Source organism: Streptomyces sp. NBC_00344, assembly GCF_036088315.1.
GTDB lineage: Bacteria > Actinomycetota > Actinomycetes > Streptomycetales > Streptomycetaceae > Streptomyces.
Genome location: NZ_CP107996.1, coordinates 1350505 through 1362230, shown reverse-complemented (window position 1 = coordinate 1362230; position 11726 = coordinate 1350505). Strand labels below are relative to the sequence as shown.

Here is an 11726-nt window from a genome sequence, read left to right as displayed (position 1 = left end):
GGCCGGTTCGGGGGGTGAGCGCGGCGGCCCGGGGACAGGATGGAGAGATGGGATTCCATGTCGACTCCGAGACCGGGCCGCTGCGCCGCGTCATCCTCCACCGGCCCGATCTGGAGCTGAAGCGACTCACCCCGAGCAACAAGGACGCGCTGCTCTTCGACGATGTGCTCTGGGTGCGGCGCGCCCGTCAGGAGCACGACGGTTTCGCGGATGTACTCCGTGACCGTGGTGTGGAGGTGCATCTCTTCGGCGATCTGCTGCGCGAGTCGCTGGAGGTGCCCGAGGCTCGCACGCTCGTCCTGGACCGGGTCTTCGACGAGAAGGAGTACGGACCGCTCGCCACCCACCACCTGCGGACGGCATTCGACGATCTGTCGGTGGGCGAACTGGTCGAGGCGCTGATCGGCGGGATGACGAAGAGGGAGTTCCTGGAGCGCCACAAGGAGCCGACGTCGGTACGTTTCCACGTGATGGATCTGGACGACTTCCTGCTCGGCCCGCTGCCGAACCACCTCTTCACCCGGGACACCTCGGCCTGGATCTACGACGGTGTCTCCATCAACGCGATGCGCTGGCCCGCCCGGCAGCGTGAGACGGTCCACTTCGAAGCGATCTACCGCCATCATCCGCTGTTCACCGGTTCCGGTGCCTTCCACCACTGGTCCCAGGGGCAGGTCGACTACCCCTCGACCATCGAAGGGGGTGACGTCCTGGTCATCGGCAACGGCGCGGTGCTGATCGGAATGAGCGAGCGCACCACCCCGCAGGCTGTGGAGATGCTGGCCCGGGGGCTGTTCGCAGCCGGCTCGGCGCACACGATCGTGGCGCTCGACATGCCGAAGAGGCGGGCGTTCATGCATCTCGACACGGTGATGACCATGGTCGACGCGGACACCTTCACGCAGTACGCCGGGCTGGGCATGCTCCGTTCCTACACGATCGAACCGGGCGGCGGAGAGAGCGAGCTGAGGGTCACCGACCACGCGCCGGAACAGATGCACCGTGCCATCGCCGAAGCCCTCGGTCTGAAGGACATCCGGGTGCTGACCGCGACGCAGGACGTGCACTCGGCGGAGCGCGAGCAGTGGGACGACGGCTGCAATGTGCTGGCCGTCGAGCCCGGCGTGGTCGTGGCCTACGAACGCAATGTCACCACCAACACCCATCTCCGCAAGGAAGGGATCGAAGTGATCGAGATTCCCGGCAGCGAGCTGGGCCGCGGAAGGGGAGGACCCCGGTGCATGAGCTGTCCGGTGGAGCGGGGGACCGCATAGACATGTCGTATAGTGATGCACTCAATCGCATACACTTCCATCATCCGGTGTTTTCCGTGCCCGCATTTTCCGTGCCCATATCTGCGACCCAGGAGCAGTCATCATGGCGATAGACCTCGCAGGCCGCCACTTCCTCAAGGAGCTGGACTTCACAGCGGAGGAGTTCCGCAGCCTGATCGAGCTGGCTGCCGAGCTCAAGGCGGCCAAGAAGTCCGGAGCCGAGGTGCAGCGGCTGCGCGGCAAGAATGTCGCCCTGATCTTCGAGAAGACCTCGACCCGCACCCGCTGCGCGTTCGAGGTGGCGGCGGCGGACCAGGGCGCGTCGACCACGTATCTGGACCCGTCGGGCTCCCAGATCGGCCACAAGGAGTCCTTCAAGGACACCGCGCGTGTGCTGGGCCGGATGTTCGACGCCATCGAGTACCGCGGGGACAGCCAGCCCGATGTCGAGGTGCTCGCCCAGTACGCGGGAGTGCCGGTCTACAACGGGCTCACCGATGACTGGCACCCCACCCAGATGCTCGCCGACGTCCTCACCATGACCGAGCACAGCGCCAAGCCGCTGGAGCGGATCGCCTTCGCCTACCTCGGTGACGCCCGCTTCAACATGGGGAACTCCTATCTGATCACCGGTGCGCTGCTGGGCCTCGACGTGCGGATCGTCGCGCCCGAGGCGTACTGGCCGGCGGATGACGTCGTCGTGCAGGCCCGAAAGCTCGCCGAGGTCAGTGGTGCGACCGTCACGCTGACCGAGGACATCGCCGATGGGGTCCGCGGTTGCGACTTCGTCGTCACCGATGTCTGGGTCTCCATGGGGGAGCCCAAGGAGATCTGGGCCGAGCGCATCGCCGCACTCGCGCCGTACGCGGTGACGATGGACGTACTGCGCGCCACGGGCAACCCGGACGTGAAGTTCCTGCACTGCCTGCCGGCCTTCCACGACCTGGGCACCAAGGTAGGGCAGGAGATCCACGACCAGTACGGGCTGAGCGAACTCGAAGTCACCGACGAGGTCTTCGAGTCGGCGCATTCGGTCGTCTTCGACGAAGCGGAGAACCGGATGCACACCATCAAGGCGATCATGGTCGCCACCTTGGCGGACAGGGATTAGACATACGCCCAATTGGGTGAATATGTGGTGCGACCGTTAGTGTGTCGCCGACTGGTGGGGTTCGGGCTCGCACGCTCGAACCCCACTTTGCTGCGTTCGCACCCCCTGTACGTCCAGAGAAAGAACCCCCATGAGTCCGCTCCGTCCGTCCGGACTGCGCATCAAACCGCCGGAACTGCTGATCGCCGAGTCCGGTGCGGACCTGGAGGGGCACGGCCTCCGGCGCAGCATGGGGCTCTTCCAGCTGGTGTGCTTCGGTGTCGGGGCGATCGTGGGGACCGGTATCTTCGTCGGCCTCTCCGACACCGTCGCCGAGGCAGGACCCGCGGTCATCGTCTCGTTCGTGCTGGCCGCGGCCACCTGTATCTTCACGGCCTTCTCCTTCGCCGAGCTCGGCGGTGCGATCCCGGTGTCGGGCAGCTCGTACTCCTTCGCCTACGCGACGCTCGGCGAGCGCATCGCCTTCCTCGTCGGCTGGTGCCTGCTCCTGGAGTACGGCGTCTCGGTCAGCGCGGTCGCCGTGGGGTGGAGCCAGTACCTCAACGAGCTGCTGAACAGCCTCGTCGGGCTCCAGCTGCCCGCCGCGCTCTCCAGCGGGCCCGGTGACGGAGGTGTGATCAACCTCCCCGCCATCGTCGTGATCATGCTGGCCGCTGTGCTGCTGGTGCGCGGGGTCCGCGAGAGTGCGCGGGCCACGGCCGCGATGGCGGTGCTGAAGATCGTCATTCTGCTGGTCTTCTGTGCCATCGCGTTCACCGCCTTCGAGGCCGGACATCTGGTGCCCTTCGTGACGGACGGCGCCGGCGGCATCACATCAGGCGCGTCGATCGCCTTCTTCTCCTACATCGGCTTCGACGCGATCACCACCGCCGGCGAAGAGGTGAAGAACCCCCGGCGCAACATCCCGGTCGCGATCATGATCTGCATCGGTGTCGTCACCGTGCTGTACTGCGCGGTCGCGGTGGCCGCCATCGGCGCTTTCGGAGCCACGGCTGTCGGCGGCAAACCGGCCGCGCTCTCCCTGATTGTCGACCAGGTGACGGATTCGACGGTCGGCGGTGGTGTCATCGCCTTCGGCGCGGTCGTGGCCATCGCCTCGGTGGTATTGGCCGTGATGTACGGGCAGACCCGCATCCTGATGTCGATGTCCCGGGACGGCCTGGTCCCGAGGGTGTTCGAAAAGGTCTCCCCGAGGACCTCGACACCTGTCGCGAACACGTGGATCGTCGCGATCGTCTTCGCGGTGCCGGCCGCGTTCGCCTCGCTCGACGTCGTGGTGAATCTGACGACCATCGGAGCGCTCGCGACCATGGTCGCGGTGAATGTGGCGGTGGTGGGGCTGCGCCGCAGCCATCCCGCGCTCCCGCGCACCTTCCGGGTGCCCCTCTACCCCGTCAGCCCGCTCCTCGGCGTCGGCTTCTGCGCGTACCTGATGTACGGGACGGGCTGGCAGGCATGGGTTCAGTTCGCCGTGTTCCTGCTGGCGGGGCTTGCGATCTACGCCGGCTACGGCCGCCGCAATTCGCGTCTCATCCGGACGGAGCCGGCGGCAGGGTGAACCAGACCGCCTTGCCGTGTTCGGTGGGGCGGTGGCCGTAGTCCGAGCTGAGGGTACGGATGAGCAGCAGTCCGCGGCCGTGCTCCTGCCACGGGTCGGGGGCATCGGCCGGCGGCGGACGGGTGAGGCCGCCCGGCGGGAACGGGTCGCCGTCATGGACTTCGACCTGACAGCCTGCCGTCATCAGCTCGATGACCAGCTCGATCGGGTCATCACCGGCTGTGTGCTCGACGGCGTTGCCGACCAGTTCGGCGGTGAGCAGTTCGGCGGTGTCGCGGTCGGCCGCCGAAGCATGTCCCTCGATGTCGGCGAGCACCGTCCGGATCAGCGCACGCGCAATGGGCACGGCGGCCGCGGAGTGCGGCAGCGCCATGCGCCAAGAGGCGGGGCTGTGGAGGTCGGGCACGGCTGGTGTTCCGTTCTGTGTCGTTCGATTTCCTACGGGTTGTCCGGGGCGTCCGGGTCGTTCGATGCCGAAGTGAATGTCCTGCTTTCAACCTTACGAAGTGTGGGCCTTCCCGAGTAGAGGCACCGGCCCGCAGGAAATGGGACCTGCGACACACATGCCGTCCGGACTTTGATCGGACGGCACCCGCCTTCTCTTTATTGCGTACTCGTGACGGTAGTCACGCGGGAGTGATATTTTGGTCCCGCAGGCACCCCTCTCACGGGCCCGGCCGGTCCACGGGCGGCCCCCTCCGACCGAAGGAGGCCGCATGTCATGAGCCCCTTTACCGGCTCCTCCCCGCGCACGGCCGGCTGGCAGCATCTCCGCCTGACGAGGCAGGACGGGGTCGCCACCGTCACTCTGGCGCGCCCCGACAAACTCAACGCGCTCACCTTCGGCGCCTATGCCGATCTCCGCGACCTGCTGGCGGAACTCTCCCGTGAGCGATCCGTGCGAGCACTGGTTCTCTCGGGTGAGGGACGGGGATTCTGCTCGGGTGGCGATGTCGACGAGATCATCGGTGCCACTCTCGCCATGGACACCGCCCAGTTGCTGGACTTCAACCGGATGACCGGGCAGGTGGTGAGGGCGGTACGCGAGTGTCCCTTCCCGGTGATCGCCGCCGTGCACGGGATCGCCGCAGGCGCAGGGGCCGTCCTGGCGCTCGCCGCCGATTTCCGCGTCGCCGATCCTTCGGCCCGCTTCGCGTTCCTCTTCACGAAGGTGGGGCTGTCCGGTGGCGACATGGGGGCCGCTTATCTGCTGCCCCGGGTGGTGGGCCTCGGGCATGCCACCCGGCTGCTGATGCTGGGGGAGCCCGTGAGGGCGCCCGAGGCCGAGCGCATCGGCCTGATCAGCGAACTGGCGGAGGAGGGCCTGGCCGATGAAAGGGCGGCCGCCCTGGCGCACCGCCTCGCCGAAGGCCCCGCACTCGCGTACGCACAGACCAAGGCCCTGCTGACGGCCGAACTCGACATGCCACTGGCCGCCGCGGTCGAGCTGGACGCGGCGACCCAGGCGCTGCTGATGAACGGCGAGGACTACGCCGAGTTCCATGCCGCCTTCACCGAGAAGCGGCCTCCGAAATGGCAGGGCAGGTAACCGTGGCCACGGCCCTGCGGGTCGCCGTCGTAGGAGGCGGGCCCGGTGGTCTCTACGCGGCCGCCCTACTCAAGCGGCTCGACCCGGCCCGGTCCGTCACCGTCTGGGAGCGCAACGGACCCGATGACACCTTCGGCTTCGGCGTCGTCCTGTCCGACGAGACCCTCGGCGGTATCGAGCATGCAGATCCGGTCGTCCACCGGGCGTTGCAGGCCGAATTCGTGCGATGGGACAACATCGACATCGTCCACCGCGGGACCGTACTGACCTCGGGCGGACATGGATTCGCGGCGCTCGGACGGCGCCGGCTGCTGGAGATCCTGCACCAGCGCTGCCTCTCGCTCGGTGTGCGGATCCGCTTCCGGGAGGAGGCACCGCCGCCCGCCGAACTGGCCGCCGCCCATGACCTGGTGATCGCCGCCGACGGAGTGCACAGCGCGACCCGCGAGGCGTTCGCCGATGTCTTCGCGCCCCGCGTCACCACGCATCGCTGCCGGTACATCTGGCTCTCCGCGCCCTTCGCCTTCGACGCCTTCCGTTTCGAGATCGCCGAGACCGACCACGGCGTCATGCAGCTGCACGGCTACCCCTACTCCTGTCCGCCGCCCGGCGACGGTCCGGCCGGGGCACCAGGCCGGCACCACCCGGCGGGCGCCTCCACCGTCATCGTCGAGATGCGCGAGGAGGTCTGGCGGGCCGCCGGATTCGACGGCTGCGACGAGCAGGAGTCCATCGGACGCTGCGCCAAGATCTTCGCCGATGCCCTCGGGGGGCACCCTCTCAGTGGCAACAACTCCTCCTGGACCGCCTTCCGCACCGTCGTCAACGACCGCTGGTCGCACGGCAACACGGTGCTGATCGGCGATGCCGCACACACCGCGCACTTCTCCATCGGCTCCGGCACCAAGCTGGCCGTCGAGGACGCTCTGGCGCTGGCCGCGAACATCGAGGAACACTCCGGTCTGCCCGAGGCTCTGGCCGCTTACGAGGCCGAGCGTCGCCCCGTGGTGGCCTCCACCCAGCGAGCCGCGGGAGCCAGCCTGGAGTGGTTCGAACAGCTCGGGATGTATCTCGACCAGCCGCCGCGCCAGTTCGCCTTCAACCTGCTCACCCGCAGCCGACGGGTCACCCACGACAACCTGCGGCTGCGTGACGCCGGCTTCACCGACACGGTGGAGAGGGGCTTCGGCTGCCCGCGGGACACCCCGCCGATGTTCACACCGCTCAAGCTGCGCGGCCTCGAACTGCGCAACCGCGTCGTCGTCTCGCCCATGGACATGTACTCGGCGACCGACGGCGTGCCCGGCGACCTCCACCTCGTCCACCTGGGCGCACGGGCGCTCGGCGGGGCGGGCCTGGTCATGACCGAGATGGTGTGTGTCAGCCCCGAGGGCCGTATCACTCCCGGCTGCACCGGTCTCTACACGTCCGAGCAGGCCGCCGCATGGCAGCGGATCACCGAATTCGTCCACGGACAGTCGCCCGGCACGGCCATTGGCGTCCAGCTCGGTCACTCGGGACGCAAGGGCTCCACCCGGCTGATGTGGGACGGTATCGACGAGCCGCTCCCCGACGGTCACAACTGGCCGCTCTCGGCGGCCTCAGCACTTCCCTACCGGCCGGGCGTCAACCAGGTTCCCGGCGCCCTCGACCGTGCCGGACTCAATGAGATCCGCGAGCAGTTCGCCGCAGCAGCCCGCCGCGCCGTCCGCTGCGGCTTCGACCTCATCGAACTGCACTGTGCACACGGTTATCTGCTGTCCGGCTTCCTCTCTCCGCTCACCAACCGCCGCACCGACGGCTACGGCGGCTCGCTCAGGGGCAGGCTCCGCTTCCCTCTGGAGGTCTTCGACGTCATACGGCAGCTCTGGCCCGCGGACCGGCCCATGACGGTCAGGATCTCGGCGACCGACTGGGCGCAGGGCGGCACAACAGCCGCCGACGCGGTCGAGATCGCACGGGCCTTCGTGGCGCACGGGGCGGACGCCATCGACGTGTCGACAGGCCAGGTCGTGGCCGACGAACAGCCTGCCTACGGGCGTTCGTACCAGACTCCGTACGCCGACCGTATCCGCAACGAACTGGGCATCCCGGTGATCGCGGTGGGCGCCGTCTCCTCCTGGGACGACGTCAACTCCCTGCTGCTGGCGGGCCGCACCGATCTGTGCGCCCTCGCCCGCCCGCACCTCTACGACCCGCACTGGACCCTGCACGCGGCGGCGGAGCAGGGATACGCAGGCCCCGCCGCGCCCTGGCCGCTTCCGTACCGGGCGGGCAGCAGGGCGCCGCAGACCGGCAGGACCGATGCCCCGAAGCCCCGGCTCAGACTCGGCTGACGCCAATCAGGTCGCCGACGGGGCGGAAGCCGATGCGCCGGTACACACCGTTGCTGGTCGGATTGGCCAAGTCGGTGAAGTGCAGCACCTGACCCGCTCCGGCGACCAGCGCCGCGCTGCTGACAGCGGCCGTCACCGCCGCCGGGGAGCGGCATCCGCCTGTCGGCCGTGAGCACCGGCCGGTGACCTGCGTCGTACGCCCGCCGGGGACGCCGGACAGCCTCAGGAGACCGGGTTCTCCAGCAGGGTGACCCGGTTGCCGTCGGGGTCGTGCACGGCGGCGAAGCGCACCTTCTCACCGCCCGGCTGGATCTCACCGGCCGTGATCCCGCGGTCCGCGAGCTCGGAGAGTGTGGTGTCGAGGTCGTCGACGACGAGATTGAGCAGGGTCGATCCCGCGTGCTCGGGTGACCGGAACACCTGGAGCCAACCCCCGGGCGAGAGGTGCCAGTCGGCCAGTCCGGGCATCGGTGTCCTGTCGGCGGGCCGTCCGAGCAGGCGCTCGTACCAGTGCACCGAGGTGCTGATGTCGCTCACCGGGGCTACGGCGAGAACGTGGGTGAATGCCATGGGCCGGGTCATCTCCTCGGCTGTGCCCGCTGATACCTGTATCAGTGCAGACCCCCGGCCCAGGGAAAACTCATCGCTGTCCGGGGCCGGTCATTCCGCGTCCCGCAACCGGAACCGCTGCAGCTTCCCGGTGGGGGTCCTGGGAAGTGCGTCGAGGAACACCACATCCCGCGGACACTTGTACGGCGCCAGCTCCGATCTCACGAACGCCTGCAGGGCCTGGGCGTCCCGTCCGGCGCCGTCCCGCAGCACGACGTACGCCACCACCACCTGTCCGCGGCCGGCATCCTCCCGTCCGATCACCGCGGCCTCCACCACATCCGGGTGCCGCAGCAGCGCGTCCTCGACCTCGGGACCCGCGATGTTGTATCCGGCGGAGATGATCATGTCGTCGGCGCGGGCCACATAGCGGAAGTAGCCGTCCGGGTCCCTGGTATAGGTGTCGCCCGTGAGGTTCCAGCCGTCCCGTACGTAGTCCGTCTGCCGGTCGTCGGCGAGATAACGGCAGCCGACAGGACCGCGCACCGCGAGCAGACCGGGTTCGCCGTCGGGCACCTGGCGGCCCGACGCGTCCACCACCCGCGCCTGCCACCCGGGCACCGGCACCCCCGTGGTTCCTGGACGGATCGCCTCGTCGGCCGCCGAGATGAAGATGTGCAGCAGCTCCGTCGCGCCGATGCCGTTGATGATGCGCAGACCGGTCCGGTCGTACCAGTCCTGCCAGGTTGCAGCCGGCAGGTTCTCGCCCGCCGACACACAGCGCCGCAGGGCGGAGATGTCGTGTGCGCCGATGTCCTCCAGCATGCTGCGGTACGCCGTGGGGGCGGTGAACAGCACCGTCACCCGGTGTTCGGCGAGCGCCGGGAGCAGGTGACGCGGAGCGGCCTGCTCGAGGAGCAGCGACGAGGCCCCGGCCCGCATCGGGAAGATCACCAGGCCGCCGAGGCCGAAGGTGAAGCCCAGCGGCGGACTTCCGGCGAAGACATCATCGGGGCGTGGCTTCAGGACGTGCTGTGCGAAGGTGTCGGCGACCGCCAGTACGTCGCGATGGAAGTGCATACAGCCCTTGGGCCGCCCGGTCGTTCCCGAGGTGAAGGCGATCAGCGCCACATCGTCGGCCGAGGTCTCGACGGCGCTGAAGTCGTCGGGCCCGCCCGCTGCCAGATGCAGCAGATCCTCGGGTCCTTCGCCGCCGTAGGTCGTGATCCGCAGACCGGCCACCTCAGCTTTCACCAGGTCATCCACCGATCTGATGTCGCACAGCGCATGGCTGATCCGTGCGATCCCGCAGATCGTGGCCAGTTCCTGCGGGCGTTGCGCGGCCAGTACGGTCACCGCCACCGCCCCCGCCTTCATCACAGCGAGCCAGCAGGCCGCCAGATGAGGGGTGGTGGGCCCCCGCAGCAGCACCCGGTTTCCGGGCACGACCCCGAGACCGGTGGTCAGGACATGAGCGATACGAGCGACCTCCGAGCGGAGTTCGCCGTAGGTCCAGACCTCGCCCGCGGCGGTCCGGAAGACGGGGCGATCCGCGCCGAAACGCTCAATGGTCCGGTCGAGCAGCTCAGCACCGCAGTTGAGGCGGTCCTGACCGGCGGGCCCCGGCGGGCCTGCAGGGTCGAGGAGCAGCGCCGGCCATTGGTGAGCGGGCGGCAGCTGCTCGCGGGGAAAGGTGTCGACGTGCGCTGATGTTTTCAGCTCCATGACGGGATCGCCCCCTAGTCGCCTATGGAGCGTATCGTTTGCGTGACGACAGTCAACGGTTCACGATAGAGGGGATCGGTGATGGCCGCATTCGCGCTGGACCACGACCAGCTGATGTGGTGCGAGGAGCTGCGCACACTTGCCGCCGAGCGGCTCCGCCCGCTCGCTGAGCAGGGCGAGCCCGGACGCGTCAACCGGCCCCTGGTGGCCGCGCTCGGCCAATTCGGCCTGCTGGAGCGCTTGTTCGGAGCCGGCGCACTGGAACTCTGCCTGATGCGTGAGTCCCTGGCGTACGGCTGCACCGAGGCGGAGACCGCCCTCGCCCTTCAGGGCCTGGGCACGTATCCGCTCGTCCAGGCGGGGAGTCCGCAGCAGCGGGAGCGCCTGCTCCCGGAGGTCGTCTCCGGCCGCGCCGTCGCCGCTTTCGCGCTGAGTGAGGCCGGTGCCGGATCGGATGCCGCCGCGCTGGCGCTGAAGGCGGTTCCGGACGGGGCGGGGTGGCGGCTGTCCGGCGAGAAGTGCTGGATCTCCAACGCCCCCGAGGCCGACTTCTACACGGTCTTCGCCCGTACCGGCGCGGGTGCCGGTGCCCGGGGGGTCACCGCCTTCCTGGTGCCCGCCGACCGTCCCGGCCTGACCGGAACCCCGCTCGACATGCTCTCCCCGCACCCCATCGGCACACTGGCCTTCGACGATGTCCGGGTCACCCGTGACGATCTGCTCGGCGAGCCGGACCGCGGGTTCCGGGTCGCCATGAACACCCTCAACCTCTTCCGGCCGAGCGTCGGTGCCTTCGCCGTCGGGATGGCCCGGTCCGCGCTGGACGCGACCATCAGCCACACCTCCCGGCGAACGGCCTTCGGCGGTCCGCTGAAGGACCTCCAGTCGGTGGCCCACCAGGTCGCCGACATGGCCGCCCGTACCGAGGCCGCCCGGCTGCTGGTGTACGCGGCGGCCTCCGCCTACGACGCGGGAGCCCCCGGAATCGCGATGCGTTCGGCCATGGCCAAGATGGTCGCCACCGAGACCGCCCAGTACGTGGTGGACTCCGCAGTCCAGCTGCACGGCGCCCGGGCCCTCCAGCGCGGCCACCTTCTGGAACACCTCTACCGCGAGGTCCGCGCACCGCGGATCTACGAAGGCGCGACCGAGGTCCAGCGCACCATCATCGCCAAGGAGCTCTACGGATGAGTCTCGACCGCCTCAACCCGCCGGAACTCTCGCCGCCCACCGGTTTCTCCCATGCCGTCGCGGCAACCGGCTCCCGGCTGGTCTTTCTCGCCGGCCAGACCGCACTCGACAGGGACGGCAAGGTCGCCGGGGGCGCGCTCCCCGACCAGTTCGAACTGGCTCTGACGAATCTGCTCACCGCGCTGCGCGCGGCCGGCGGTACACCCGCCGACCTGGCCCGGGTCACCGTCTATGCCACGGATGTCGCGGACTACCGCGCACATGCCGCCGAACTCGGCCTCATCTGGCGGAAGCTGGCAGGCCGCGACTATCCGGCCATGGCGGTGATCGGCACCACCCGGCTGTGGGACGAGCAGGCCATGGTGGAGATCGACGGGTTCGCCGTACTGTCCTGACGCGCCACGGAGTGAGCAGTCCGTCCCTGCCGCCCCTG

General features: G+C 69.0%; 10 protein-coding genes and 1 pseudogene. 7 read left to right on the top strand and 4 right to left on the bottom strand.

Translation table 11 applies throughout. From position 1 onward, the window contains the following. Positions 1-47 precede the first annotated feature (47 nt). From OHS16_RS06170 to OHS16_RS06160, 3 genes are all read left to right on the top strand, one after another. Positions 48-1274, top strand: coding sequence for an arginine deiminase (locus OHS16_RS06170; RefSeq protein WP_328536155.1), 1227 nt, complete (start codon positions 48-50; stop codon positions 1272-1274). 103 nt (positions 1275-1377) lie between these two features. Beyond that, positions 1378-2385, top strand: coding sequence for an ornithine carbamoyltransferase (argF, locus tag OHS16_RS06165; RefSeq protein ID WP_328536154.1), 1008 nt, complete (start codon positions 1378-1380; stop codon positions 2383-2385). A 130-nt stretch (positions 2386-2515) separates the two neighbouring features. Then, complete coding sequence (locus OHS16_RS06160) at positions 2516-3943, top strand: amino acid permease (RefSeq protein WP_328536153.1); 1428 nt, start codon at positions 2516-2518, stop codon at positions 3941-3943. Here OHS16_RS06160 and OHS16_RS06155 read toward each other — a convergent pair. Continuing rightward, a complete protein-coding gene (locus OHS16_RS06155; RefSeq protein ID WP_328540734.1) occupies positions 3915-4316 on the bottom strand; it encodes an ATP-binding protein in 402 nt (133 codons plus the stop codon). The two genes, OHS16_RS06160 and OHS16_RS06155, sit on opposite strands and share 29 nt — an antisense overlap. A gap of 348 nt (positions 4317-4664) precedes the next feature. Here OHS16_RS06155 and OHS16_RS06150 point away from each other — a divergent pair, with 348 nt between their 5' ends. Continuing rightward, complete coding sequence (locus tag OHS16_RS06150; RefSeq protein WP_328536152.1) at positions 4665-5492, top strand: enoyl-CoA hydratase family protein; 828 nt, start codon at positions 4665-4667, stop codon at positions 5490-5492. After that, the gene (locus OHS16_RS06145) at positions 5477-7828 is read left to right on the top strand and encodes a bifunctional salicylyl-CoA 5-hydroxylase/oxidoreductase (RefSeq protein ID WP_328536151.1); all 2352 of its coding nucleotides are present in this window, start codon (positions 5477-5479) and stop codon (positions 7826-7828) included. Before OHS16_RS06150 ends, OHS16_RS06145 begins: the two co-directional genes overlap by 16 nt. Here OHS16_RS06145 and OHS16_RS06140 read toward each other — a convergent pair. The 3 genes and pseudogenes from OHS16_RS06140 to OHS16_RS06130 form a co-directional block, all read right to left on the bottom strand. Further along, positions 7815-7970, bottom strand: a pseudogene (locus OHS16_RS06140) (GNAT family N-acetyltransferase); the annotation flags it as partial. The gene OHS16_RS06145 and the pseudogene OHS16_RS06140 overlap by 14 nt on opposite strands. Before the next feature lie 80 nt (positions 7971-8050). Continuing rightward, the gene (locus OHS16_RS06135; protein ID WP_328536150.1) at positions 8051-8398 is read right to left on the bottom strand and encodes a VOC family protein; all 348 of its coding nucleotides are present in this window, start codon (positions 8396-8398) and stop codon (positions 8051-8053) included. Between the two features lie 90 nt (positions 8399-8488). Further along, a complete protein-coding gene (locus tag OHS16_RS06130) occupies positions 8489-10102 on the bottom strand; it encodes an AMP-binding protein (RefSeq protein WP_328536149.1) in 1614 nt (537 codons plus the stop codon). An 81-nt stretch (positions 10103-10183) separates the two neighbouring features. Between OHS16_RS06130 and OHS16_RS06125 the strand changes: the two genes are divergently transcribed. After that, the gene (locus OHS16_RS06125) at positions 10184-11293 is read left to right on the top strand and encodes an acyl-CoA dehydrogenase family protein (RefSeq protein ID WP_328536148.1); all 1110 of its coding nucleotides are present in this window, start codon (positions 10184-10186) and stop codon (positions 11291-11293) included. Continuing rightward, positions 11290-11688, top strand: coding sequence for a RidA family protein (locus OHS16_RS06120; protein WP_328536147.1), 399 nt, complete (start codon positions 11290-11292; stop codon positions 11686-11688). The genes OHS16_RS06125 and OHS16_RS06120 overlap by 4 nt, the downstream gene beginning before the upstream one ends. Positions 11689-11726: the final 38 nt, after the last annotated feature.